Source organism: Pseudoalteromonas luteoviolacea NCIMB 1942 (assembly GCF_001625595.1).
In the GTDB taxonomy this organism is placed as follows: Bacteria; Pseudomonadota; Gammaproteobacteria; order Enterobacterales; family Alteromonadaceae; genus Pseudoalteromonas; species Pseudoalteromonas luteoviolacea_A.
Window position 1 is genome coordinate 37653 of sequence record NZ_AUXT01000046.1, and the last position, 26306, is coordinate 63958.

At 41.3% G+C, this 26306-nt stretch carries 28 protein-coding genes and 1 pseudogene; 18 read left to right on the top strand and 11 right to left on the bottom strand.

The genetic code is table 11. The annotated features are described in order from the left end of the window. Nucleotides 1–21: 21 nt before the first annotated feature. Both N482_RS03780 and N482_RS03785 read right to left on the bottom strand, forming a co-directional pair. Nucleotides 22–1137 carry a pyridoxal-phosphate-dependent aminotransferase family protein gene (locus N482_RS03780; RefSeq protein ID WP_063375812.1) on the bottom strand — a complete coding sequence of 372 codons (1116 nt, stop codon included), beginning with the start codon at nucleotides 1135–1137 and terminating at the stop codon, nucleotides 22–24. A gap of 184 nt (nucleotides 1138–1321) precedes the next feature. Next, on the bottom strand, nucleotides 1322–2173 hold the full coding sequence (locus N482_RS03785; protein WP_063375813.1) for a LysR family transcriptional regulator: 852 nt from the start codon (nucleotides 2171–2173) through the stop codon (nucleotides 1322–1324). Between the two features lie 132 nt (nucleotides 2174–2305). On the opposite strand from N482_RS03785, the gene N482_RS03790 reads away from it, so the two are divergent. The 8 genes and pseudogenes from N482_RS03790 (at nucleotide 2306) to N482_RS03825 (ending at nucleotide 6835) form a co-directional block, all read left to right on the top strand. After that, a complete protein-coding gene (locus N482_RS03790) occupies nucleotides 2306–2965 on the top strand; it encodes an FMN-dependent NADH-azoreductase (protein ID WP_063375814.1) in 660 nt (219 codons plus the stop codon). 105 nt (nucleotides 2966–3070) lie between these two features. After that, complete coding sequence (locus N482_RS03795) at nucleotides 3071–3547, top strand: ASCH domain-containing protein (protein WP_063375815.1); 477 nt, start codon at nucleotides 3071–3073, stop codon at nucleotides 3545–3547. Then, on the top strand, nucleotides 3544–4191 hold the full coding sequence (hxpB, locus tag N482_RS03800; RefSeq protein WP_063375816.1) for a hexitol phosphatase HxpB: 648 nt from the start codon (nucleotides 3544–3546) through the stop codon (nucleotides 4189–4191). The genes N482_RS03795 and hxpB overlap by 4 nt, the downstream gene beginning before the upstream one ends. A 171-nt stretch (nucleotides 4192–4362) precedes the next feature. Next, complete coding sequence (locus tag N482_RS03805) at nucleotides 4363–4722, top strand: response regulator (RefSeq protein WP_063874897.1); 360 nt, start codon at nucleotides 4363–4365, stop codon at nucleotides 4720–4722. Nucleotides 4723–4831: 109 nt separating this feature from the next. Next, on the top strand, nucleotides 4832–5221 hold the full coding sequence (locus N482_RS03810) for a Rid family detoxifying hydrolase (RefSeq protein WP_063375818.1): 390 nt from the start codon (nucleotides 4832–4834) through the stop codon (nucleotides 5219–5221). 210 nt (nucleotides 5222–5431) lie between these two features. Then, nucleotides 5432–5659: pseudogene (locus N482_RS25135) on the top strand (Rid family hydrolase); the annotation flags it as partial. Nucleotides 5660–5680: 21 nt separating this feature from the next. Next, nucleotides 5681–6121: a GNAT family N-acetyltransferase gene (locus N482_RS03820; RefSeq protein ID WP_063375819.1), complete on the top strand. Its 441-nt coding sequence runs from the start codon at nucleotides 5681–5683 to the stop codon at nucleotides 6119–6121. A gap of 207 nt (nucleotides 6122–6328) precedes the next feature. After that, nucleotides 6329–6835, top strand: a complete 507-nt coding sequence (locus N482_RS03825) for an AAA family ATPase (RefSeq protein ID WP_063375820.1) — start codon at nucleotides 6329–6331, stop codon at nucleotides 6833–6835. Nucleotides 6836–6929: 94 nt separating this feature from the next. Here N482_RS03825 and N482_RS03830 read toward each other — a convergent pair whose 3' ends face one another. Together N482_RS03830 and N482_RS03835 are read right to left on the bottom strand one after the other, a co-directional pair. Then, a complete protein-coding gene (locus tag N482_RS03830; RefSeq protein ID WP_063375821.1) occupies nucleotides 6930–7412 on the bottom strand; it encodes an acyl-CoA thioesterase in 483 nt (160 codons plus the stop codon). A gap of 95 nt (nucleotides 7413–7507) precedes the next feature. Next, entirely contained in the window at nucleotides 7508–9157 is a 1650-nt protein-coding gene (locus N482_RS03835) for an electron transfer flavoprotein-ubiquinone oxidoreductase (RefSeq protein WP_063375822.1), read from the bottom strand. A gap of 175 nt (nucleotides 9158–9332) precedes the next feature. On the opposite strand from N482_RS03835, the gene N482_RS03840 reads away from it, so the two are divergent. The 3 genes from N482_RS03840 to N482_RS03850 all read left to right on the top strand — a co-directional run bounded on the left by N482_RS03840 (nucleotide 9333) and on the right by N482_RS03850 (nucleotide 12331). Beyond that, a complete protein-coding gene (locus tag N482_RS03840) occupies nucleotides 9333–10085 on the top strand; it encodes an electron transfer flavoprotein subunit beta/FixA family protein (RefSeq protein ID WP_063375823.1) in 753 nt (250 codons plus the stop codon). Next, entirely contained in the window at nucleotides 10082–11008 is a 927-nt protein-coding gene (locus tag N482_RS03845) for an electron transfer flavoprotein subunit alpha/FixB family protein (RefSeq protein ID WP_063375824.1), read from the top strand. Before N482_RS03840 ends, N482_RS03845 begins: the two co-directional genes overlap by 4 nt. 762 nt (nucleotides 11009–11770) lie before the next feature. Then, nucleotides 11771–12331, top strand: coding sequence for a DUF4879 domain-containing protein (locus N482_RS03850; RefSeq protein ID WP_063375825.1), 561 nt, complete (start codon nucleotides 11771–11773; stop codon nucleotides 12329–12331). 28 nt (nucleotides 12332–12359) lie between these two features. On the opposite strand, the gene N482_RS03855 is transcribed toward N482_RS03850, so the two are convergent. Next, nucleotides 12360–12806 (bottom strand): hypothetical protein, encoded by a 447-nt coding sequence (locus tag N482_RS03855; protein WP_063375826.1) that lies wholly within the window; start codon nucleotides 12804–12806, stop codon nucleotides 12360–12362. Between the two features lie 242 nt (nucleotides 12807–13048). Here N482_RS03855 and N482_RS26025 point away from each other — a divergent pair, with 242 nt between their 5' ends. Next, a complete protein-coding gene (locus N482_RS26025) occupies nucleotides 13049–13180 on the top strand; it encodes a GFA family protein (RefSeq protein ID WP_419555004.1) in 132 nt (43 codons plus the stop codon). A gap of 172 nt (nucleotides 13181–13352) precedes the next feature. Here N482_RS26025 and N482_RS03860 read toward each other — a convergent pair whose 3' ends face one another. After that, entirely contained in the window at nucleotides 13353–14345 is a 993-nt protein-coding gene (locus N482_RS03860; protein ID WP_063375827.1) for a helix-turn-helix transcriptional regulator, read from the bottom strand. Next, nucleotides 14345–15013 (bottom strand): GGDEF domain-containing protein, encoded by a 669-nt coding sequence (locus N482_RS03865; protein WP_063375828.1) that lies wholly within the window; start codon nucleotides 15011–15013, stop codon nucleotides 14345–14347. The genes N482_RS03860 and N482_RS03865 overlap by 1 nt, the downstream gene beginning before the upstream one ends. Here N482_RS03865 and N482_RS25140 point away from each other — a divergent pair. From N482_RS25140 to N482_RS03895, 6 genes are all read left to right on the top strand, one after another. After that, the gene (locus tag N482_RS25140) at nucleotides 15012–15365 is read left to right on the top strand and encodes a hypothetical protein (protein ID WP_063375829.1); all 354 of its coding nucleotides are present in this window, start codon (nucleotides 15012–15014) and stop codon (nucleotides 15363–15365) included. The genes N482_RS03865 and N482_RS25140 overlap by 2 nt on opposite strands. Before the next feature lie 193 nt (nucleotides 15366–15558). Continuing rightward, nucleotides 15559–18348: a TonB-dependent receptor gene (locus tag N482_RS03875; protein ID WP_063375830.1), complete on the top strand. Its 2790-nt coding sequence runs from the start codon at nucleotides 15559–15561 to the stop codon at nucleotides 18346–18348. Nucleotides 18349–18443: 95 nt separating this feature from the next. Further along, on the top strand, nucleotides 18444–19676 hold the full coding sequence (locus tag N482_RS03880) for a metallophosphoesterase (protein WP_155730470.1): 1233 nt from the start codon (nucleotides 18444–18446) through the stop codon (nucleotides 19674–19676). A 229-nt stretch (nucleotides 19677–19905) separates the two neighbouring features. Beyond that, nucleotides 19906–20547 (top strand): response regulator, encoded by a 642-nt coding sequence (locus N482_RS03885; RefSeq protein WP_063375832.1) that lies wholly within the window; start codon nucleotides 19906–19908, stop codon nucleotides 20545–20547. A gap of 102 nt (nucleotides 20548–20649) precedes the next feature. Further along, on the top strand, nucleotides 20650–22755 hold the full coding sequence (locus N482_RS03890; RefSeq protein WP_063375833.1) for a dockerin type I domain-containing protein: 2106 nt from the start codon (nucleotides 20650–20652) through the stop codon (nucleotides 22753–22755). Between the two features lie 70 nt (nucleotides 22756–22825). Further along, nucleotides 22826–23491 carry a cohesin domain-containing protein gene (locus N482_RS03895; protein WP_063375834.1) on the top strand — a complete coding sequence of 222 codons (666 nt, stop codon included), beginning with the start codon at nucleotides 22826–22828 and terminating at the stop codon, nucleotides 23489–23491. A gap of 120 nt (nucleotides 23492–23611) precedes the next feature. Here the strand turns inward: N482_RS03895 and N482_RS03900 are convergent, their stop codons facing one another. The 4 genes from N482_RS03900 to cyoE form a co-directional block, all read right to left on the bottom strand. Continuing rightward, nucleotides 23612–23950 carry a DUF3703 domain-containing protein gene (locus tag N482_RS03900; protein WP_063375835.1) on the bottom strand — a complete coding sequence of 113 codons (339 nt, stop codon included), beginning with the start codon at nucleotides 23948–23950 and terminating at the stop codon, nucleotides 23612–23614. 375 nt (nucleotides 23951–24325) lie between these two features. Further along, the gene (locus tag N482_RS03905) at nucleotides 24326–24814 is read right to left on the bottom strand and encodes a hypothetical protein (protein ID WP_063375836.1); all 489 of its coding nucleotides are present in this window, start codon (nucleotides 24812–24814) and stop codon (nucleotides 24326–24328) included. After that, on the bottom strand, nucleotides 24811–25416 hold the full coding sequence (locus N482_RS03910) for an SCO family protein (RefSeq protein ID WP_063375837.1): 606 nt from the start codon (nucleotides 25414–25416) through the stop codon (nucleotides 24811–24813). The genes N482_RS03905 and N482_RS03910 overlap by 4 nt, the downstream gene beginning before the upstream one ends. A gap of 4 nt (nucleotides 25417–25420) precedes the next feature. Beyond that, nucleotides 25421–26305: a heme o synthase gene (cyoE, locus tag N482_RS03915; protein WP_063357666.1), complete on the bottom strand. Its 885-nt coding sequence runs from the start codon at nucleotides 26303–26305 to the stop codon at nucleotides 25421–25423. Nucleotide 26306 lies beyond the last annotated feature (1 nt).

The following is a 26306-nucleotide window of genomic DNA, read 5'->3' on the forward strand; positions in this document are numbered from 1 at the left end:
CACACCTTAAATACGGGTCTATTAACCTAACGTATCTTCTAACGCAGCGAGGAGCAGAGCTATGCTCTGCTCTTGCGCAGTGGTGCCCATTAAGCCTATTCGCCATGTTTTGCCTGCGAGTTGACCAAGCCCTGCACCAATCTCAAGGTTATACTTATTCAAAAGGGTCGTGCGTACTTGGGCATCATGGACACCGTTAGGAACAATTACTGAGTTTAACTGAGGCAAGCGGTGATCTTCATCTACCAAAAAGCCAATGCCAAGGCGTGTAAGGCCAGTATGTAGAACTTTATGCATTTGAGAATGTCTTTGCCAAGCGTCTTCTAAGCCCTCTTGTTTAAGCATTAATAATGATTCATGCAGGGCATAAAGAGAGTTAATTGGGGCAGTGTGGTGATAGCTGCGCTTGCCCTCACCAGACCAATAGTCCATTACAAGCGACTGGTCTAAAAACCAGCTAGGTACTTTGGTTTTTCGCTGTTTTAGTACGTCAACAGCTTTATCACTAAAGCTCACAGGAGAAATTCCGGGTACACAAGACAAGCACTTTTGAGAGCCTGAGTAAATTGCATCGATACCCCAGTCATCCACCTTTAACTCGCAGCCCCCCAATGATGTCACGGCGTCAACTATCGTTAATACATCATATTGTTGTGCCAATTCACAAAGAGACTTGGCATCACTGCGTGTGCCCGTGGAGGTTTCTGCATGAACAAAAGCGAGGGCCTTCGCATCTGGGTTCGCAGCAAGGGCGTCTGCGACTTTCTCTACAGATACAGGTTCTCCCCATTTGTCTTCAACAACTATAGGCAGAGCACCGACACGTTCTACGTTCTCTTTTAATCGATTTCCAAATACGCCATTAATACACACAACAACTTTGTCATGAGGTTCTATTAAGTTAACGATGCACGCTTCCATACCGGCTGAGCCAGGAGCCGATAACGCAATCGTAAACTCGTTCTTGGTGCAAAATGCGTATTGCAAGAGCTGTTTTATTTCATCCATTAGCCCTATGAATTGCGGGTCTAAATGCCCAACGGTTGGTCTTGCTAGGGCCCCTAAAACGCGAGGCGATACATTTGACGGACCCGGACCCATTAGGGTACGAGGTGTTGGATTAAATGATTCGAACATAAAATTCCCGTTTTAATTTAATTGTTCTAAACGAATATGCGCACCAAGAGCTGCATAGATTGAGACCTCCATTGTGGGCATTGTGTCGCTTATTTTCCAGTCTTGAGATCAAAAAAACAACGGGCAGTCAATCCCGCGCTTGGGCGAATACTTATGTATTTTATGTGTTTTATGCCACGGTTACTTAATCGAATTGGGCTTTTAACCAATTAATGAATTGTGTTTGATTTTGAGTCATAGAAGCCGTAGGACTTACTAAATAGTAACCAAGCTGTGATGGCAGCGCACAATAGTTAGATTGAATTATTACTTGGCTTGAAATCGCGTTCTTAACAAGTGTGTTTGAACAAAATACCAGCCCTAAACCGGCGATGGCCTCGTAAATACAATAGGACTCTTGGTCGAAGTACACGACCTCAAACGTACTGACGTCAAGCTCATTATACTGTAACCATAGCTGCCACGGTGGCTCTGGTAAACTAGGGTTCTTCCATTTGGGAATATAGACTCTAACGAGCTCTTTGTTTGCGCACTTTCTTAAATTTTCGGATGTTCCATATACGTTAAATAACTCCAAAGTAAGCCGAGCATGTTGGGCAATATTTCGAGTATCGCCAAAGCGAATAGAAATGGCTTGAGGATCATGGCTTAATTGTTCACCGCTGGCGATTTCTATTTCCAGTTCGGGATGGCTCTTGGTAAGGGTACGAAGCTGCGGTATTAAAAATTGCGCTGCAAATGACGACGTAGTTTGTATTTTTACTTTGTGGTTTTGTGTCTCTAAAGCATGTATTGCGTTTTCAATCGCACTGAAACCCGATAATGTCGCGCTTGCCAAAAATTCCCCCGATTCAGTCAATGAGACTTCCCGTGTTTTGCGCACAAATAATTCAATAGCCAGCCGAGACTCAAGGTTACTGATGTGATGTGAAACAGCCGTAGCGCTGATGTTCAGCTCTTGTGCTGCCATTTTAAAACTACAATGACGCGCTGCTGCATCAAATACTCTCAGCGCTTGCAATGATACTTTACCCATCTTCAGCCTCTTCTTAGTTAATGATTGCAGTATACATGAGTAAAAGTTATTTATAAGTGTTTCCTATTCATTTGTCAGTTACGAGCGGTAAACGCACAATGAGTTACACATAAACGTTATGAGAAAATCAAAATGACTCAATTACTTCATATAGATGCTAGTATTCGTATGCGCAAAAACGACAACCCAAATCATGACTCAATTTCCAAAAGGTTAGCGCATAGCTTTGTTAAGCAACTTAAAGAAAATACACCTATAGAAAATTACACCTATAGAGATGTTGGTACAAACCCGCCTCCATTTACTGATCAGGAATGGCTTGGAGCGGTTTTTACTCCCAAGGAAAAACGCACTGAAGAACAACAGCGGCAGTTGAAAATATCGGATACTCTCATTGGTGAGTTAAAGGAGGCTGAAATTGTGGTGATATCAACGCCAATGTACAACTATGGTATGCCGGCCCAATTGAAAGCTTGGTTTGATCAGATAATAAGGGTGAATGAAACCTTTAGTTTTGACCTAGCGCGTGGGGATTTTCCGTTGACGCCGACTTTGTCGGGGAAAACTCTCGTGCTCTTAACGTCATGTGGCGAGTTTGGCTTTGAATCTGGCGGTATCAGGGAGAGTATGAACCATTTGGCCCCACACATACGCACTTTGTCCAAGTATCTTGGGTGTGGGCAGGTATATGAAATTGCATCTGAATATCAGGAGTTTGCCGACCTTAGGCATCAAGCCTCTTTAGAGGGTGCGTTTGCAAAGGCACGTGACCTTGCAAAACAACTTGCCTAATATTCGATTTAAACAGCAAAAATTAACTTTGCTGTTTACTTTCGGTCGTTACAAATTCTATCATCTCTTTAATTCCGAATGGCGCCAATAGGAACAGAGACTTTGATGGATAGACACAGTCACTCGTCAGTGAAGACAATATGCGAAGACTATTTTAATCGAATTGACCAGCCAGTTCAGTACTTAGAGAGCTGGCATTTTTGTGACAATGAAAAAGATGCAAACGAGTGTTTGTCTTTGGTGTTGGCGGGCATTAAGAAAGCCACTTCTCCCCCACTATGGTGGTATCAAGCCAATAAGTTTGAATTACCTAAAGTCGGTGATCTCAACGCTGTTACTGACTGGGGTGGGATTGCTAGTTGTATTATTAAGACCGTCAGCGTTGATATTGTACCATTCGATGAAGTTGATGCCACTTACGCATTTTTGGAAGGTGAGGGTGATAAAAGCTTAGATTATTGGCGGCGCGTTCATTGGGATTATTATCACCGTGAACTTGCGGATACTGATTTTTCACCCACTAAAAGCATGCCAATCATCTGCGAAGAGTTTAAAGTGGTGTATCAGTTAGGTGGTTTATGATTGAAGCTGTGATTTTCGATATGGATGGGACTTTGATTGATTCAGAGCCTATGTGGAAAGAAGCAGAAAAGGCGGTATTTAGCGGGTTAGGTGTTGACGTCACTGAACAACTAGCGCAACAAAGTGCATCAATGACTACCATTGAAGCGTCCGCATTTTGGTATAGCCACAACCCTTGGCACGGGCCGAGCATTGAAGAAGTGGCGAATAGGGTAGTGACTCGTGTTGGTGACTTAATTTCAAAGCATGGTTCGGCCCTTGACGGTGTGCATGACACATTGGCATTGCTTGAAAAAAATCAGGTTAAGATTGGTCTTGCGACCAATGCCCCTCAGCGATTAATTCCCATTGTATTAGACAAACTGGGTATCGCCGCATATTTCTCTGTTTGCTGTTCATCAGATAATGAACTTGAGGGAAAGCCCCATCCCGCGATTTATTTATCTGCTGCTAAAGCTTTAGATGTGTGTCCGTCGAATTGCTTGGCTGTTGAGGATTCAGGCACTGGGGTGTTAGCCGCAAAAGCGGCCAATATGCGCACACTCGCCGTACCGCATGGTAATGAGTGCGATCATCAAAAATTTGATTTATCAGACTTCAAACTCAGAAATTTGACGGAGTTTGAACTTGAGCATTTGGCTTGATATACGCCTTTCTTGATATATGCATTTATAATAAAGGTGAGTAAATCGTATTTTTGCGTCAAAGCCTGTATTTAAGCGGCCAACAACACACCGTGAAATTTGCATTTATAGCGGGGTATGACAGGCACAAATCATTGTTGGGCAAACAACTTGCGGTATAAAGGGAAGGACATGAGGATTTTAATCGTTGATGACACTTATTTTATGCGCGAACTTATTAGTGAAAGTTTGCAAGAGCGTGGTTTCAGAGAATTGACACAAGCGGCCAATGGTGAGGAAGCTTTGAGTGCTTTGTCTGATGAGCACTATGACCTGATCGTTACTGATTGGAATATGCCAAAAATTGACGGTGTTGAGTTAATAAAAAAAATGAAACGTGAGCCCGCTTATAGTCACATTAAAATCATTATGCTAACAGGGGATACGTCCCCTGAAAAAGTGCAACAAATGAGTCAGCTTGGCGTTAATGCGTACATATCTAAACCCTTCACTCCAGAGTCTTTGTCAGATTTGGTGGTTAAGCTCGCCTAAACTAACGACCAAAATTAATTCCCTCCAGCTGTCCTAAACACTTGAAAAAGTTTACTAACGCAGAGACTATAAGCGCACTTTTATCCATTAACCAGAAACGGAAATTATCATGACGAAAGTTTTACATACAGAGTCAGCACCTGCGGCAATCGGTCCATACGTACAAGGTGTAGATTTGGGCAATATGGTTTTGACTTCAGGCCAAATCCCAGTAAATCCATCGACAGGTGATGTGCCTGAAGCTATTGCAGACCAAGCGCGACAGTCTCTTGAAAATGTAAAAGCCGTGGTCGAGTCGTCAGGCTTAGCTGTTGGCGACATCGTTAAGTTGACTGTATTTGTAAAAGATCTCAATGATTTTGGTACGGTAAACGAAGTATATGGTCAGTTCTTTGACGAGCATAATGTTGCCAACTATCCAGCGCGCTCTTGCGTTGAGGTTGCTCGATTACCAAAAGACGTAAACATTGAAATTGAAGCAATTGCTGTACGCAAGTAGTTTGAATTCATAAAAAGGAGCGTAAGCTCCTTTTAAATTCAGCTGTTAATTTTTCAAGTAACTCAATGATCAAGGAGTAGTTTGGTGATTGAACGAAAGCGCGGAATATACGAAGGGCGTAATAAATCTTCAGCGTACAAAGACCTAGTTTGGACAGTAGCAACCTCTGTTGATACTCAAGTAGATATGGCGCAGTAAACGCAGCATACCTTAAATATTATCCAAGATAATATGCTTGAGCTTGGCTCGGACAAAAGCCAAATTGTTTCGGCGCAGATGTACATTTCCAGTATGAATTACAAGCCGATTGTGGACGAGATATGGAGAGCTTGGTTAGGTCCTAACCCAGAACATTGGCCTCAGCGCGCATGCTTAGGTGTGAGCTTGGAAGGAGATGTGTTGATCGAAGTGACAGTTACTGCTGTTAGAGCTCAATAGTTATTTAAGGAAATCCCCGACATGCTTGAACTACTGCAATCTCAGCCTGAAGAGGTGGGCGCTTTTATTGCCATGGAACAAGAAAGTAGTACTTTGGCACATATAATTCCATATGCGAAAGAAGCACATTTAGAAGCTATGTCTAATGAGCACATCGTCTATTTATCAATTTATGCCGAGCAAAAGTTGGCAGGGTTCATGATTCTGGCTATTGATCAAGAGAAAAGTGTGGAATTTAGACGCATCGTTATCTCCAACAAAGGCAAAGGAGTTGGCCAAAAAGCGGTTGCGTTAATGGAAGCATACTGTGTGGAAAGTCTTAAGCGTAAACATATATGGCTTGATGTATTTGAGAAAAATGCTCGTGGTATTCATATTTATACAAAGCTTGGGTACAGTCAGTTTGACGAAGCAATACACGCGGGCAGCAAGCTGATACTCATGGAAAAGTCACTCGCTTAGGACCTTAATACGCGTAGAACTTGACTTAAATGAACTTTGAAGGCAAGATGAAATTATGAACAGAATGAGATTCAACTTTATGCGTCGAATTATCATCATCATTCCTTAGGAATGGTGGGGATATGCAGTGCGTAGATATCAAACCCGCCCTAGTAGGCGGTTTTTTTATTTCTGCCTCCAGGGAGAGTATTTAATCAAGGAGGTAGCATGAAAAAAGTAATGGTATTCGGCAAACCGGGGAGTGGAAAATCCACGTTGAGTAAGCGCCTAGCGAATAAACTAGGGTTGCCTTTACATCAAATTGATTTGATGGCATATAAGCCCAACGGGTTGGCTGTTGAACGAAGCCAATTTGAGCAGGTGCATTCGCGCTTGCTATGTTCAGAAAGTTGGATCAGTGACGGGCTTGGGCCAATTAGTGCATTTAATCAAAGGCTAGAGTTAGCCGACACGTTAATCTATATCGACTTGCCGTATAGTATAAGTTATTGGTTGGTGACAAAGCGCTTATTTAAGAGCATTTATAAAAAGCCAGAAGGGTGGCCCGAGGGCTGCTCTGTCTTAAAGGGGACAATTGAATCTTATAAATTTTTAGGCCGCTCCCGAGCTTTTTGGAATGATGATTTTTTTAAAGTTTTGCAGCAAAAAGGGAAAGGGAAAAGCATTCATCGAGTAAAGTCTTTGGCGGAACTGTCTGAACTATGCACACACTAAATCAATAACAATTGACGAGATATAAACGGGCGATACCATTTCAATTATCGCCCAAATTAGGAGTTACAAGCGAATAGAGAAAGCTACTCGTGCGTCAATCATCTTGATCCAGTGTAGCTTGCAATAACGATTCAGTTTGAATAGCGATATCTTTCATCTTAATCGCATATTGCTCTAATGCTTTTTGTTCAGGATTTTCTGCTACAAATTTGGGCACAGGTATTGGGTAACCCGCTTGATCCATTGCGATAAAACTAATTATACAGTGATTGGTTTCAACCATATGTTGATTTTGTGGATCTCCACAACGCACTTGGATAAAAATTTGCATACTGGTTTTGCCGGTATGTGCAATTTTTGCTGATACTTCAACAATTTGACCGACTAAAATAGGGCGGTGGAACCTTACACCCGCAACCGACACCGTTACACAGTAAGCGCCACTCCAGCCTGCTGAACAAGCGTAGCCAGCCTGATCTATCCATTTCATCACCACGCCACCATGCACTTTTCCGCCAAAGTTGACATCGGTAGGTTCTGCTAAGAATCTGAAAATGACTTCTGATTGATTGGCCATACACGCCTCAATTGTTGCTGAGTATGGTCTAAGTATAGAGAAAAAGGGGCATTTCGCCCCTCGCAATTTGAGAAATAGTAAAAATTGGTTGGTTATTACATGTTGGGGTAATTTGGACCGCCAGCACCTTCGGGTGTTACCCAAGTGATATTTTGACTCGGATCTTTGATATCACAGGTTTTACAGTGAATACAGTTTTGCGCATTAATCACAAATTGCTTTTCACCTTCTTCACTTTCGTTCACTTCGTATACACCGGCAGGGCAGTAGCGCTGAGCAGGCTCTGCAAACTTCTCTAAGTTGACATTTATTGGGATCGTCACATCTTTGAGCTGTAGGTGGCAGGGCTGTACTTCTTCATGGTTGGTGTTGGACAAGAACACCGAGGACAGCTTATCGAAACTTAACTTGCCATCAGGTTTCGGGTAGTTAATTTCAGTTGAATCCTGCGCCAGTCTAAGAGACTCGTAATCTTTGCTGATATCTTTGATTGTGAATGGCAGTGAGCCTGAGAATAAGTTTTGATCAATCATGTTGTATGCGCCGCCTAAGTAACGACCTAGTTTGTGCATCGCCGGGCCAAAGTTACGAGATTGATAAAGCTCCTCATGTAGCCAGCTCATCTTGAATTTTTCGTCAAAACTTTTTAATTCAGCTGTAGGCTCTTCACTTGCTAGGGCTTCAATGATGGTATCAGCTCCGATTATCCCTGATTTCATTGCCGTGTGATTACCTTTAATTTTCGCAAAGTTTAGCGTACCAGCATCACACCCAATGAGCAGGCCACCAGGGAAGTGCATTTTTGGTAGGGCATGTAAGCCACCTTTAGCAATGGCTCTGGCGCCATATGCCACACGTTCACCACCTTCTAATGTAGCTTTGAAAACAGGGTGGTGCTTCATTCGCTGGAACTCGTCAAATGGGCTTAAGTATGGATTTTTGTAGTTCAAATCAATGATAAGGCCCACTACAACTTGATTGTTTTCGGCATGATACATGAACGAACCGCCATGGGTTTCGTTGTCGAGTGGCCAACCAGTACCGTGTACCACTGTACCTTCTTTATGTTTTTCTGGATCGATTTGCCAAATCTCTTTGAAACCGATGCCATAGTGCTGAGGTGAGGCTTCCTTGGCTAATTCGAACTCACGAATAAGCTGCTTACCAAGGTGGCCTCTACAGCCTTCCGCAAAAACGGTATATTTTGCTCTGAGCTCCATGCCGGGCATATAGGTGTCTTTGGGTTGGCCTTCTTTATCTAAGCCCATGTCGCCGGTAACAATGCCCTTTACTTCATTTTCTTCAATAATCAGTGAGTGAGCACTGAACCCTGGAAAGATCTCAACACCTAGTTGCTCAGCTTGTTCGGCTAACCAACGGCAGACATTACCCATAGATACAATGTAGTTACCATCATTTTTAAATGTTTTAGGTACAACAACATGAGGTAAGTTTGTTGCGTTCTGATCATCTTTAAACAAATAGATATCGTCATGAGTGACTTTGGTGGTGACTGGTGCGCCTTTCTCTGCCCAATCAGGGATTAATTCGTCTAATGCTTTGGTTTCAAATACAGCACCAGACAAAATATGAGCGCCTACTTCTGAGCCCTTTTCTACTACACAGATCATCAATTCTTGTTCTTTTTGCTGTGCTTGTTGGGCAAGTCGAATAGCGCATGACAGGCCGGCAGGCCCTGCTCCCACTATAACGACATCAAATTCCATGGTTTCACGTTCGACCATTTTTACCTCGTATACATTGACGGTAGATTAACTTAAACTCGAGTTAAGTTTTTTTTACGTTAAGCTAAGGTTATTTTAGGTTGACGTTTACGTCAACAGGAAGTACGCTGGTTTCATTAAATTGTTTTATTGACGTACGCGTCAGCTACACAAATAACCAGATGATGGAGTAACCATGAAAGTACTTGTACCAATCAAACGCGTGATTGACTACAACGTCAAAGCGAGAGTCAAGGCAGATAACAGTGATGTTGATCTTACTAATGTAAAAATGGCCATGAACCCGTTTTGTGAAATTGCAGTAGAAGAAGCTATTAGGCTCAAAGAAGCTGGTAGCGCAACAGAAGTTATTGCTGTCTCTATTGGCGATAAAGCTTGTCAAGAACAGCTTCGTACTGCACTTGCTCTTGGTGCCGACAAGGCAATCCATATCGAGACTGACGCTAAATTAGAGTCACTGCACGTAGCAAAACTACTTGCAAAGTTGGTTGAACAAGAAAACCCTGAGCTGGTTATTTTAGGTAAGCAGTCTATCGACGCAGATAACAACCAAACAGGCCAAATGTTGGGTGCATTAACAAAACGCGGTCAAGGTACATTTGCGTCAAAACTTGTAATCGAAGGTGAAAATGCGGTAGTAACTCGCGAAGTTGATGGCGGTCTACAAACTGTTTCATTACCACTTCCTGCGATTGTTACAACAGATCTGCGTTTAAATGAACCTCGTTATGCAACACTGCCAAACATCATGAAAGCTAAACGTAAACCTCTTGACGTGGTAGCCGCGGACACCCTAGGTGTTGATTTAGCTCCTCGTGTAGAGCTAGTCAAAGTTGAAGAGCCAGCCAAACGTGAAGCTGGTGTGGTTGTAGAGAGTGTTGAAGAGCTTGTAACTAAACTTAAGACTGAAGCGAAGGTGATCTCATGAGCGTATTAGTAATTGCAGAACATGAAAATAGTGTTTTAAAGCCAGAGACCGCTAAAGTAGTTAGCGCTGCGGTTAAGATTGGCTCACAAGTTGATGTTCTGGTTGCTGGCCACAACGTCGCTGGTGCAGCCGATGCGGTAGCCAGTATTGCTGGCGTGAATGTTGTAAAACTGGTTGATAACGCAAGCTTTGAACATCAGTTAGCAGAAAGTACTGCGGATTTAATCGTAGAAATTGCTGGCGGTTACAGCCATATTTTTGCGAGTGCTTCGACGACAGGTAAAAATATTCTACCTCGTGTTGCGGCGCTTTTAGATAAATCACAAATCTCAGAGATCGTTGACATTATCGATGCAGATACATTTAAACGTCCAATCTATGCTGGTAACGCAATTGCGACAGTTAAATCTCTCGAATCTCAAAAAATAGTTACTGTACGTGCCAGTGCTTTCGACGCGGCAGGTGAGCAGTCGCCAGTTGCTGTTGAATCTCTGTCTAATGACAATGCAAACACGCTGAGTAACTATGTAGGTGCAGAGCAGACCGAATCAGAGCGTCCAGAGCTCACAGCTGCACCTGTGATTATTTCTGGTGGTCGCGGTATGCAAAACGGTGAAAACTTTGCACTACTAAATGGCGTAGCAGATAAGCTTGGTGCGGCAATCGGTGCATCACGTGCAGCGGTAGACGCAGGCTTTGTACCAAATGATATGCAAGTAGGTCAAACGGGCAAAATCGTAGCGCCAGACCTATATATTGCTGTAGGTATCAGTGGTGCAATTCAGCATCTTGCGGGTATGAAAGACTCAAAAGTCATTGTTGCAATTAACAAAGATCCAGAGGCTCCTATTTTCCAAGTGGCAGATTACGGTTTAGTCGCAGACCTATTTGATGTGCTGCCTGAGCTAGAGCAAGCCCTGTAACTAATTCTGGTTGTTAAAGCCGTGTGCAGTGTGCCGCGGCTTTTTTATTTCTATGACTCGTCCCAAATAGCCAAGTACTTAATAATGGTTGGCGACCGCAAAATCACATGATATGTCTCCTAGCCCAACTAGCAAGCTAAAGTATTGCCTTCTCAAATGTGTCTACACGTGTTGTTAGAGCAGTGAGGCTGACATTAATTATACACAGCATTAACCCGTCAAAACGGCGGTAAAAATATTTGGTAATTGACGGTTTAATTGTCAAATCACTCTCAATAGTTGATTGATAGTTTACACAGGTTGGTAACTCAAGATCTCATCCCTAGTTTTTCTACGTAAACGCGCATTAGACTTTAGTCTAATTACGATTGTTGCGCTTAGTCCGAAAGACATATTTGAAGGTGTGTGTCTGTAGTGCTGTTATTTTGTCAATTTTAATTGATTTTCAGCAAAGGCATTTCAACTGTACTTATATGATTTTATTTCATTAGTCGAACTCGGTTTTGAGCTGGTAAAAAAACTAAGTCATAAATTTGCAATAATTGTTTGGCTACCTCATCTTGGTTAAAGGTTATTTGCTCACGAAAAAGCGGAATAACTCTTTAGGCAGTTGGTTTTTTCTAACAGGTTGTATACACATGGATGATATTTAGATTGTTTTTTATTTTGGCTTTAGGAATAAATTATTTGTAATTGAGTGGTTATTTTTCATAGGATGAGCGTGCAGTATCTAATTTAACTAAAACAAAAGGACGTTACAAAATGAAAAAATTACTAATGGGACTTTCTCTTTTTAGCACGTTTTCTGTTATGGCAAGTGAGCTACCAAAGTTGGATACTTTGGTTCAGGATCCAGCATTTGTAGAATATACAGAAGCGCTTAAAAAGGAAGTTATCAGTACGCACCAAAACTATCAGTTGTATTTAGATTCATTGCAGAGCAAAGGTGAAATTGTGCCAATGGCACCAGCACCCAAATTGACCTATTTGGAAATCCGTGGCGTTTTATCAGCAATTTATCCTCAGTGGGATTATGTCAATCCATCTTCATTTTCAACCAATGAAGATCATGGTGGTGAGTTTTATGCCGTTACGGTGGAGTATGGTTATGCAACTCCGTCTTCACGACGTTTTCAAGTCAACGGCTCGACATTATCTTTAGCGCTATCTGATCCTATTAAAAATGCGAGTAATGTATTGATTGGTTATATTAATTACTGGCATAACACGCAAACTAACTTTACTGGTGGCACATCAACTTATCAAGCGACGTCAATCAACTTCCCATATAACAAAGAAGATGACCGCTTATACATTCGCTAAATAAATAATGCGATACGAGTGCTTATTGCTAGGCACTCGTATTTAAACCATATTGGTATACCTCTAACTTCCTGATCATGCTTTCATAATTTTTGACAACATCATCTGTCGCTACTCCTTGTTGTTTAACAGTCGCTAAGTCATCTTTCATCTTCGTAATCACATTAAATTTTTCACTTTGTGCCTGCGCAAGCGTTGTGCCTCCCAATTGCCCGTCATGCTCAATTAATCCATATCGGCCCGTCATAAAAGCCATTTCCCCCATGCTGAGTACTCCCTGATCATAGAGCGTTTGCGCGGCTTCTGATTGTTCCTTAAGTGTCATGTTTGTAAAATCAAACTGTCTATCGGGCAATGAGGGAGCCTTGTCAACTTCTGCTGCACTTTGGTGAGAATGAGCCTGACTAGCCTTATTTTCTTGATGACCAGCTGAAGTGACTTGGTAATAACTGTTAATTCCTACTGAGTTAATCATTGTTAATCCTTAATATGATGTTGAGTGATAATTGAGCAGCAAGTAGCATTCCAATTTGAGTCGTTATCGGCCAATTAATGGTGCTAAATTTGGCCTTTTCTCATTGCTGTAAGTTAATCTTTTTATAATTAATAACTTAATAGTTACGCGTTATGTTTTCTAATTAGAAGTCTCGATAAGTGATAAGGGGAAGTTGCCTCTGCTCGGCAATTGGATTCACACTTTTATGTGAACCTAAGGCTGTGACGGCGTGTCATTGCCGCATGTGTCAAAAATATCATGGGTCAGCATTTGCCGTATTTAGCTGTATATCTAAAGCCAAGCTATCTATTGATGAGGAAGAGAGCTTACAATTCTTCGAACGCTATCTATAGGCAATTTTGCCAAAAGTGTGGTTCAAGTTTGTTTTGGTTTGGCAGTGAGCAGTATTCTGATTGGGTTTCTGTTGCGTTCAGCAGCTTAAATGACCTATTCACAGTAAAGAAGGTCAAACATATCCATCAGGCGTCTAAAGTTTGTTGGCTAGTCAAATAGGAGAGAGACCCTTTAAACTTTTCTCAGCTCAGAGGGCGTAATGCCAAGCCATCGCTTAAATGTCCTTCTAAAGTTTGGTAAATCATTAAAATGCAGTATTTTTGCTACTTGGGCGTTGGAATAGCCCTGTTGTTGAATACAAAACACGGCCTTTTGGCTTAACAATTGGTCCTTCACACAGCCGAATTGACTGTTATGCAGTGCAAACTTTCTTTTTAGTGTTGCAGTACTGATGTTTAAGTAATTTGCTAAATCATCTTGTGAGGCTTTCGGGTGAGCGATTAAATAGCTTTCGATATGGGACAAAAACCCAGGTTGTGGCAAGAGTTGGAGCTGGCAAAGTGGTGCCTTTAATGCCTCTATTGCAGCGGGTTGCTGAGTGCTCATCATTGACCGGTGTACTACAAATCCAGCGAAGTGCTGCGAGAAGGCAAGTGTTTGATGACAAAAAGCACGGTACTGTTCAGCATACTCGGGCTCAGGAAAAGGCAATTGAAAAGAAATAATGGTATCAGGCAGGCGCCACTTTAAGAATCCACATACCATACTAAGCCATACTTCTAATAAAAATTGGTTCGCAAACGCTGGGATTTGACTAATTGCTGGATTCAACACAAAGTGAAGTGTCTGCTTTTTTCTAAATATACGTGCATTGAAGTAGGGGAATAAGCAGTTTTGTAATTGATTACACGTGACGAGTAAAGATTTTAGATTTGCACAGTGAAAAAGGTAAGGCGCGTATTGTGCCGAGATATTGTGCAGCATATGCTGCCCTAGTACAAAGCTGACATCTTGTCCAAGATGGTGATTGGTTATATTTTTTAGCACTTGAACAAGTTGCCTGAAACTGGAGCAGTGCCCTTGTTTTTTTAAATCTTCGTAAAACAGTTTTGTGCCTTTAAGGGCTTTATCAGGGTGAACCCCTCTTGGTTTTACCAGCTCAATCAAAGGCAGCAAGAGCTGATTTGTAGAGAGCGTTTCATGACCTATTTCAATGTAAGGCACTATGCTGCCTGCTTACTTTGTTGTAGCTGAGAAATTAACTGCTTAAATACGTCTGAACTTACTGTCTGTGAAGATATTTCGATGCAAGACGAACTTAGGGTCATAGCATTAATAGTTGTAAGGTCATCATCATACTGATAATGCTTCTTAGCAGCTTCGCAAACTCGCCCTGCGATCGTATGCGCTGTTTTGTATGAGGTGTCGGGAAATAGAACGACAAATTTATCTCCTGCGTATCTACAAGTTAAGTCACATCCACGAGTATGTAGTGTTATCAACTGACCGGTATTTCGCAGCAGCTCTTCACCTTTTGCAATACCGTATTTGAAGCAAAATTGGCTGTATGCATTGAGATCAAACATTGCGACGCAAAATGGCTTATTTTTACTTTCCAACATCTTGAACTCATTATTTATTTGCTTCTCCATGTAGCGGGCACTGTATAAACCCGTGACATAGTCAGTGAAAGTATGCTCCCTAAAATGACGTTCTTTTTTAAGGAGGGTTAAATTCAAATAGGTTTGTTCTTGATACCACCAATACATTGCAAAGCTCATAACTATCATGCCAAGAAATGCGGGAAACGCTTCTAGGCTACTTAAGGTTGGATGGATATGGTCAAGCGTTAAAAACTCATCTAAACAGTCTAAAAGCAGAGAGGTGTGCATGAGTGTTAGCCCGCATGACAACGCGGTTGTAACTCTCCCTGCTGGACGACTAAGCAGCGTCGCGACGAGCCAAATTAAAGACATGATGGCCAATCCGCCTTCTCCTATCGCGTCAAGTATTTCTATTTGGTTCTGTGACTTCCACTGGCCAAAAGTTATGGCTGTGGAAATGGTTATTGATACTGTGCCGGTAAGCAAAAGCCATAGCTTTGAATGTTTGATGTTTTTCGAAGCGCTCATTGTTCAATCAGGGTTTACGTTTTTTTCTATGTTATTGCAGTCAATTTTATTTTACAGGGTCAATTTAGCTCATGACTTTGACAGTTTTTTTAACTTTATTCGTAATATCTGAACAAATTAGTAATGGCGTGGTAGTTTTGACCATTAAAAGGGGGTAAAAATAGCTCAATTGGTTATAAAAACCTTGAAAAGCCCCGTTATTTCATGGGGTTTGAATTTTTCTGAAATAAATAATTCATATTTTCTCGATAAGGTTTTGCCGATTTTTTAGGGTAATCAGCCATCACAATCTGTGCGAGATAAATATGAAACAAACACTACCGTTACCTTTTTCAAAGCCCTGTAAAGCCGTGGCATTAGTTTTAGGATTTACCGCTATTGGCGTACAAGCAAACACGCTACAAGGAAAAATTGGTGATACACAGAACAAAGCACTTTTCGAAGGAGCACAAGTTACACTTGTTGAGCTAAACAAACACGTGAGCTCGAATCGAGATGGTAGCTTTGTTTTTACCAAAATACCGGCGGGAAACTACACATTAAAAGTCAACTATATAGGTGCTCAGCCTAGTGAACAAATGGTGGTTATTCGGGAGAACCAAACTACGCAAGTAACGGTTCAACTTAAGCCAGTCCAAAGTGAGGTAGACAATATTATCGTTGTTGGTCAGCGTGCAGGGCAGGCTGGGGCATTTAATAGGCAAAAGAATGCTGACGGGATCATGTCGATTGTGAGTGCAGATAGCATCGGGCAATTGCCAGACCAAAATGCTGCAGAAGCATTACAGCGTTTACCAGGTATGTTCATACAGCGAGATCAAGGGGAAGGCCGTTTTGTGGGGATCCGAGGCATTGACCCAGGACTAAATAATGTGTCGATTAATGGATCTAATGTGCCTTCGCCTGAAGCTGGCATACGCAGTGTTGCTATGGATGTCATCCCCAGTGAAATCATCCAAAGCTTAGAAGTGAGTAAAACAGTCACACCAGATATGGATGCGAGTGCCATTGGCGGCAGTATAAATGTCAAAAGCCTCAGTGCATTTGATAGACAAGGGCAAAGCTATAGTTTTACTGCACAGGGTTCACACAATGAGCAAGTGGATAAAATCAGCCCCAAGCTATCAGCGAGCTTTAGTGACACTTTTGACATATCAAGTCAGACTCAATTGGGCATCGCTACAGCTGTATCTTGGTTTGAAAGAGAGTTTGGCTCTCATAATATGGAAACCGACGGCGGCTGGATGGCACTAGAGCAAGCAAGCGCTGATACAGCTGAAGATGTTTCATTTTTTGGTGCTCAAGAGATTGAACAAAGGCATTATCAAGTGACTCGAGAGAGGCTTGGTGCAGCGTTAAACCTGGATTTACACCAAGGTGGCCTGAACAAATATTACCTTCGCACATTGTATAGTGAGTTCTCGGATGATGAATTTCGTCTAAGAAATGAGTACAAATATGACAAAGGTAAGTATTTAAGCAAGCAATCAACAGATACCGCAGCGTACTTCACCGATGCTGAAATGGACAGAGATACTAAAGATCGATATGAAGAACAAAGTATTTTATCTGTTGTAGCTGGTGGTGAACACGCATTGCAAAGTTGGTTTGTTGAATATAATTTGGGCTATTCTAAATCGGATGAAGTGGAGCCTAATCGCCTAGATGTCGACTTTGTAGCCGAAGAGCTCTCTTTAGGTTATGCAAGTTTAGGTAGTACGCCCACTTTGTCACGCTCGAATGCAGCGCATGACCTTACCAATTTTGCTATGGATGAAATAGTTTGGGAAAACAACTTGAGTGAGGACGAGGCAACTAGCTTTAAACTAGATGTAAGCAAGGACTTTGTGCTACAAGGCCTCAACGCCCAAGTAAAGCTCGGGCTGAAGTATAACGACAGAGAAAAGCTCAATTTAGTAAAGACAGTCGTTTATGATAAAGGCTTCGATGGCATCACGGCAAATCGATTTGCATCGGATGAACCTAGTTTTGAATTAGGGCAATTTGGTCCTAGTTTATCGCGTCAAGGTATACGTGATTTCTTCAATGCAAATAGCGCAAGCCTCCATGTTAATGAACTTGAAAGTGATATTGAAAGTAAAGGCAAAAGCTACGCTTCTCAAGAAACGGTTATCGCACTTTATAGCATGTTTAGTATCGATGTCGGTAATCTAAACATTATAACCGGCGTGCGCTTTGAAGATACAGACTATGAAACTTCTGGTAGTCGAGTAGAGCTTATTAAGAATGACATTGAAGATAGAGAGACGGTTGCAATTACCCCTTGGCAAGTAAGTAAGCGTTACGATCATCTCCTGCCAAACTTAACGTTACGCTATGCCCACTCAGATTCACTTATCACCCGCTTTGCATACACGCAAACGATTGCCAGACCAAGCTTTGGCGACGCTGCTGCTTTTCAGTTACTAGAAAGCGAAACATCAGTTAAAGATGATGTAGTCACAGTTGAGCGAAAAGGGGAAGTTGGCAACCCAGATCTCAACCCATACGAGTCAGCAAATATAGATCTATCAATTGAATATTACCCAGGGAAGATCGGGATTATAAGCGCGGGTGTTTTCCATAAAAATATCGATAATTTTATCGCTAAACAACAAGTGCAAGAGAATGGTAGCTGGGATGGGTTTGAAGAGGTTATCCAATCAGTCAATGGAGGAGAAACTGAGTTAAGCGGCGTTGAGCTTGCATATTCCAAAAACTTTGACAGCGGTTTTATGTTTTCGGCAAACGGAACCTTCATTGACGCAGACGATAATTTACCAAATCAATCAGATACCGTCGCAAACATTATGTTTGGTTACGAAAACAGTACGGTAAGCACACGATTGAGTACAAGCTTTAAAAGCAAGGCGTACATCATGACTGAGAATGATGCGCGTGTTTATCAAGATACCCACAACCAAGTTGACTTGAGTATTAAATATCACTTCAACGAGCAGACGCAGTTTTACTTCAATGCCATTAACTTAACAGATGAACCATTTTACGTTTATCACGGTGAAAAACGCTACAACTATCAATATGAAAGCTATGGACGCTCATTTGAACTCGGTATGACTTTTACATCTTTCTAATTATTACTACGCAATAAAACAGGGCTGCCAAGGTAACTTGGCAGCAAATCACTATGAAATTAAAAACCACTCATGCACTTTTTATTGTTCTATTAATGGGGAGCGCAGGCAGCGTATATGCAAATGATACCATTTCGTTTCTTGCTTTTGGCGATGGCGGATATCATCCTGACTACCCGAAAACAAAACATATAAAAAAGCCGAAAAACAAAGCACAATTCATCGCGACCGAAAAAGCAGAGTGGTTAGAAGAGAACAGACCAATAGATGAGTTTAATCATGCGCCTATTTATGTCTACCCAGGCACAGAAATAGCGACGGAAGATACAGGAGCTGCTGCTGTAGGCATGGCAATGGCAAAGCTATGTAATAGCAAACCATGCCAATTTGGCATTCAATTGGGGGATAATATCTACCCAGATGGCGCGGACGCAAATGATGGTAAAGACGACCAAAAACGAATGGATGACCTCATACTGGAGCCTTTAAAGCCTTTGTTTCGCAATAATAAAGATCTTGTGGTTTACTCTGCATTAGGTAACCATGATTGGAAAACCTCTCGTAAAGGGGTGAAGCTGCAAACTGAATGGATGGCAAAGCAACCAAATTTTCATATGGATAAGCGTGGCTATTATAGTTACACCATAGGGACAGCTGGAAACGACGTAGAATTCTTTGTACTTGATACCAATATGCTATTATCAGGTCAGCACTACTATGAGATACCACTCAGAAAAGATGGTAGTGAGCAAGGATTAGCATCAGCTTTGGCAAGTGGTCATGCGGAAGTAGAAGATATTGAAGTGCATGAGTCACCGGTTAATGGCGAGGACCATAAGCAATTAGCGTGGCTAGCTGACGGTTTGAAAAATTCAAAAGCCAAATGGAAAATTGTGTATGGGCATCACATTCTTTGGTCGATAGGTGGGACCAAATACGATGAAGGGCATGTACTACGTCGCTTAATTCTTCCAGAATTATGTCAGTATGCGGATGTATATATTGCTGGTCATGAGCATGATTTAGAGCTGTTGACAGACGATTGTACTCGGATACTACCCAATAATACCAAGCCTAAACTACCTTTAATTATAAGTGGTGCGGCATCAAAAATGCGTGGTACACATTCACCTTTTGCACATCAGCAGGAAAAGCGCTACGGCGAGTATGCTTTGATATGGGCAAAAAGTTTCATTTGGGGCTTTGCACATATCGAATTAGATAACCGAAGTGACAGTCTCAATGTCAGCTTTTACACAACACCAAGAGATAAATCTGGTGCAGTTGAACCAGAAGCAAGCTTTTCATTTAAGCACCGCAGCGAGTAAACAGCAGCCCGCCGCTGGCTCATAAATTAAAGTGTGAAGCTCGTTTGAATAAGCAGAAAAAGAGCTTTACACGATACGCTAGAAAGTAACGTACATTACAGATCTTCACAGAATAACTGCTTATTATTATCCCAGTTTTTTTTCACGTCATATAATGCTTAACTAACAAGTCACAGTGACTGAGTTGTAATTTATTTTAAGTATTTGATGATACATAACTGGTGGTGAAATGAATATAAATGTGCTTGAGAATTTAAACATTCTGATTGCAGATGATCATGTCTTGGTTAGGCAGGGCCTTCATTCATTAATAGCAAGTTATAAAATTAATTTGTGTATAGATGAGGTAGAAACAGGAGAGCAAGCTTGGAAGTATATTCAAATACATGAGCCGGATATCGCAATATTAGATATATCGATGGGAAAGTTAAATGGCATTGATGTTTGTAAGCATATCGTAAGGCGGAGGCTTAAGACTAAAGTTATTTTTTTGAGCATGTATGATGGCATCAATGTCATTGATTACGCATTTTCTGTTGGAGCAAAAGGATATATCCCGAAGAGCGAAGCATTTAGTGCATTGTTAGAGGCGATTTCGCGCGTCGCTGATGGTGAAGAGTACCTTAACTCAAGTCTCAAGCTAGCACTTGATGCTTACCGCAACAATGAAGCTAACAATCAACTAACTAATCGAGAAAAAGAGGTCATTAGTCAAATCTCTCTTGGCCATACAAATAAACAAATAGCCTCTGATCTATTTATCTCTGTAAAAACCGTGGAAAATCATAGAGCAAAAATCATGAAAAAGTTGGGTCTAAAGACGACTGCGCAATTAGTTCGTTTTGCAATAACCGAGTCTTTGGCTTTCTAGAATAGGGGAAACACCCTATATAAATAAGTATGTGATTCTTCTATCGTTCCTTGCTAGGACAATTAATAAAAATATTAACCAGTAAAATGCAAGGAAAAATACATGCAATCAAAGCTCAATACATACTTTAAAAAACATCGTTTTTCATCGTTTAGATCGAGTTGTGGTATCGCTTTAATGACTCTATTAAGCATGCCACTAGTGAGCCATGCTTCGACGCCTACTAAAATTGGAGAAGAGCTTCTAGTCAATGCAACCGCTAATCAAAATGAAAGTGTTGGTACAACGGCCGTAACTCAGCTTAATGATGGGAAATACGTTGTTACATGGCATGCTAAAGATACAGCCGCGAATACAACTTTCATTAGAGGTCAAATTTTCTCTTCAAACAGTACGCCTGTTGGAAATGCATTTACCATTGATAGCTTTGACTCTACCGCGACTAACATTCGTTCAATGCGAAACAATGTGTCGCATTTAAATGATGGTGGTTTTCTTATTTCTTGGGAACGCGCTAACACCTTGAACCCCTCAAAAAGCGATATTGTAGCCAAGCGCTTTTCCGCCACCGGTACGGCGGGTGTGACATTTACGATAGTGTCTGCTGTATCACAGTATACCAAATCATCTCACGCTGTATTAGAAGACGGTAATACGGTCATTACTTGGCATAGTCAAAATAGTACAAGCGGCAACTTCGATATTTTTGCAAAAGTGTATGACCAAAACCTAAATTTGGTAAAAAATACGTTTAGTGCAACTTCAAGTGAAATTGGAGATAAAAAGGAAGCGTCGGTTACAGCCCTAAAAAATGGGGGATTTGCACTGACGTGGCAAGGACATGGAGATGATATTTACGGCCGAGTCTTTAACGCTAACTACCAATACAGTGGAAGTCCTGTAAAAGTAAACACAACAACGGGTGGATATCAAGCGTTTGCTGATGTTGCAGGGCTAACTGACGGCGGGTTTGTTGTTGTTTGGGAAAGTCAGTCAAATGAACACATTCTCGGTTCTGATAGATATGTCTATACACAAAGGTTCAATGCGGATGGAACTAAAAGCGGTATAGAAACCAAAGTTAACACATACTCCACAAACCATATGCATACAACTGTGACAGGTAACACCAGTGGTGGTTATGTTGTAGCCTGGTCAAGTATGAGTCAGGATGGAGACGTGTGGGGCGTATATACGAGAGAGTATCAATCAAATGGTAATGCTGACGGCAATCCAATTCGTGTGAATACATTTACGCAAGGAAGTCAGATGTACCCAAATACAGCTCTGCTAAGCAATGGAGAGTTTCTGGTTACTTGGTCTGATCTTGGTAGAAAAAGCATACATGCTCAACAGTTTACATTCAATGAAGCACCAGCTTATGAGTTATCTGCATCGATTCCTACGAACGCGGTGTTTGAAGGGGACATCATTGAGCTTCCTATAACAGCAAAAGGCGCAAACATATACGGTATAGATGCGTTAATGACCGTAAACGACTCGCTGGTAGCAAACTTCTATGATGGCAGTTACGGAGAGTTTTTACCTACTGCGGAGCGTATCGCACTACCTATCGGAGTTACTGATAATCAGTGGGAAAGCGCTTCGACAATTAAAGCGCCTTATCAAGCTAAAACAGGTGAAGGCTTGTATGCTACGGTAAAATTAATCGCCAATAAGCCAGGTACAGTGAATATCCATCTTCAATCACAATTTACCGGAAGTGATGGAAACTATATTTATCAAGGTCAGGCTGGTTATGTAATTACTGTACTTGAATCCGTGATCTTGTCCGGCAACGTTGCTGATTTAGGTGTGACAGGGGACCTCTCGCAGGTGACCATTTTAATTAATGGGCAAGAAATTCAAATAAACTCTGATGGCAGCTTTTCAAGCCAAGTTGGCATTGGTGACGTAACTATTTCAATAAGCGCGCCGGGTTTCTTGTCAGCTGAAAAACAGTTCACCTTGTCGCCAAACCAAGCTGATATCAACTTTGGCAATGTGGCGCTAGTCGCAGGCGATAGCAATGGGGATAACAGCATAGATATAGGTGATTTGACTCAACTCCTAGGCTCTTATAGAACAACAAGCACGGATCCCATGTTCACACCAGCAGCTGATTTCAATAGAGATAACAAAATCAATCTGCAAGACCTAACTTTACTGGGTAAAAACTTTGGTAAACAGGGCCCTCAAGCTCTTTAAGTAAGTGATTAAATAGGGTCATGGTCTGACCCTATTTTACTCTGAAATGCAATTATAAAAGAGAAAGAAAATGAAGCAGCTTATAACTATTTTTTTGTTACTTAATAGCTTTATGGTAGTGGCCGAACAAGGTCAAACATTTCTAAGTACGCCCGAAAAAGCAATAAAAACAGGGAGTGAGTTTTATGTAGATATTATGACTCGAGATGTACCTGATGTGTATGGCGTTCACCTCACATTGCGATTCGATGCGAGTCAAATTAGCGTTATTGGTAGTACTGAGAATCAGGAGGGAGGCCTAGTAGAGCATGGGAATTTTTTCGATAACGACAGGCTTTATGTGCTACAAAATCAAACTGATTCAAACCATGGTTCTGTAAGTTATATTGTTAGCCAAATCGCGCCGGCGCAGAGTGTTTCAGGTAATGGAAGGATCGCTCGGGTATTTTTTAAGGCTAAAGAATCTGCAACACAGGCGGCTATAGAATTAGTTCAAGCTGACTTTGGAACAAAAAAAGGAGAAAAACTGACTTTTAGCAAGGGCGCTCCATTGAGCTTTGAATTTAGTGCTGCATATTCTCAGGCACCAAAAGCGCCCAATGATTTACCTTTTATACAAATAACTCTTATCGCCTTAACTATCATTGGTTTAATTATAATGGTGTTAGCGTTTAAAAGACGGAAAATATGCTTTACTAACCGAACACATAATAGTGGGCTGGTTCGGAATATTTAAATACCAAGCGAATAGTACTAAGTGCATAGCCCGAGTGGTGGTAAGCGGAGGCATTGCTTTTGGATGGAAAGCGACCTTCGCTCGTCTCTTTACTGAGCTATTTTAAATTTACTGCACATTCTAATCATCTAAATACTCACGTAAGTCATCAGGAATGGGTAATGACATGATGGCACTGACATTCGAGCCACCTGTATTTCCTTTAGGAACCCATACTTTTGAAAATACTATCGCGGCGACAATGCGTATCAGTTGCCCCAAAACCTCCTTGCGATCATAAATTTTTAGGCCGACTTTGAGCATCCAATAATGGCTCATTGTGTGAGCAAAAGTAAACTTTTGCCCTAGAATATGGGCTCTTTCTAGGTGCTTGAAACAGGCTTCAAATCGCCCTTGAGCGTATTTCATCTTGGCTTTATCCATTTCAAAATCATATGCTGTCTTTAAGGTGCTCTTCATGTCGAGTCTCCATTTTTACATTACTTGTTATGGATAGGGTACTGATTGGCACACTTAAAAGATTGAATAAACTGGCTACGAAATTCATTTTCGAATATCTGCTTTGGGCAAATTCAGGCACGCTTATCTGGTTAAAGGTGTCTAGATACATTGGCTTTGAAATTTTCGAATTATTGTAGAGTTATAGAGAAGTTTACGCGGAGCTTTTTAAAGTACGGGTGAGGGGAAATCGAAGTTAGCGCCTAGGTTGTGTAGTTGTGATTGGAGCTGTCTGCCGTTTTACGAGTAAGTATTAATTAACTCTTTTCTGGGGAGTAAAACCAACACGAAGAAAGTGCAGTACATAGAAAGGTTACTGCACTTATACCAAACAGGTTAAGATGCTGTTTTTTGGCGGCTTACTAAGCAATACGAACCATCTTTGGTGCTTGTCATATAACCAACGAACTTGTTATCTCTTTTGTGAGAAAAAACATGAGTTTGGTCATTTAACTTACCTTTGAACAGCCATTTTTTGAATACTTCCTCACGCACTACGATACATGGGTTTTTAACAGCAAAGCTCTCTTTGTAAGCAACATCACAGTGTCCGCCACTGTGAGACATTGAAAAAGTAATGTGGCTTTGTCTGTCTTTGTATTCAAGTACACCAGAAACGAGCAAGCTTTCAAAATCTCCTTTACTTGTTTGGTTAGAAACAAGTAGTCGGTGTTTTTTCTCGCCAATAATATCTTTTGCTAACGCACTGAGTTCAGATTTACAGTGCGCGACATTATATTTCTCGATAATGGTATCTATTGAGTTCTGAGCAATAGCTTGGGTACTCAATACTAAGGAAGTGGCTATAGCCAGCTTTAGGGTCATAGCATTAACTCCTTGATTTGAGCTGCAAGCTCATTAGGAGTTGTAGTATGACTCATTGCGGTAATTAAATTACCTTGTTTGTCTATGATGTAAAACCTTGAAGCGTGTGCAACGGAGTATTCCATGAAAGACTCCTCAAGATTATTGTCATCATAATATACGCCATATTGTGCGCTAACTACTTTAGTCTGCTCAATACTGCCAGTTAAACCAGTGATACGCTCGTGGAAGTAGTCGGTATATTCCTTCATATCTTCGACTGTATCACGCGCAGGGTCTACCGAAACTAGTAAGCCCTGCACCTGATCATGCCCTTGCTTCTCGAGTCGCATAAATGCATTAGTCATTACTGCGAGAGAGTTTGGGCATACCTCTGCACAAGACAAGTAACCGAAGTACATAACGACGATTTTGCCTTTGTAATCAGAGAGCGAAACAGGCCCGGCATAGCTTTGCAGAGTAAAATCACCACCCAATTCATCAAAGGATTTTCTAGTTTCGTTGAAGTCTTTCGTAGTTGTGGCTAAATAAAACCAAACTAAAGCGATAATACCAACTAAAGAAAGAATCCAGTGTAAATAAGCGGACTTAAACTGCTTCATGACTCTACCTTGCTGTTACATATGCGGTTGGATCAATATGAGCAAAATCTACTGACATCAGAACACTCATAGATGTGATGGCAACGAGCGATAAAATGAATACGCGTTTTGCCCATGTATGATTATCCATGCGATGAAAGTCAAAAATCGTGCTCAGCAACCAGATCAAACCAATTACCAGCGTAAGAGAAGCAAATAGGGTACCGACGTAATTCAAAGTGAATAACGACAGCGCAAGAACAGTAAAGGCTAAGATAAAGCCAATCATGTGTTTTCTAGCTACTTCAACACCACTAACGATTGGTAACACTGGGATATTCGCATCTTTGTAATCTTTGAATCGGTAAATCGCAATCGCATATGAATGTGGAATTTGCCAAATACAAAATATTGCTAAAATTACAACAGCGCCAATATCAAATTGACCATTTACAGCACAGTACCCCATTACAGGAGGACATGCGCCTGAAATACTGCCTACAAAGGTACCGTAGATAGACTTTCTTTTATAATAAAGCGTGTAAAGGCCTACATAAACTACGAAGCCTAATACTCCAAAATAAAAGCTCATCATGGATGCATACAGTGCCAATGAGGCAAAGCCTATACAACCCAAAAGGGTTGCATAGACCAAAGCTTTTGTAACTGAAATCGACTCTAAGAGCGATTTACGATACTTTGTGCGTGACATCAGCTGGTCGATGTCACGGTCAATCACATTATTAAAAACACAACCAGAGGCGATGATACAAACTGTACCCACTATCATTGCTGTAAATGTAACTAAATCAATATCACCTTTGGCTGCGAGCACATAGCCCGCAACCGCAGTGATCAAGTTACCAAAGATAATGCCTGGTTTTGTAATTAACAGGTAACTTCTTAACATT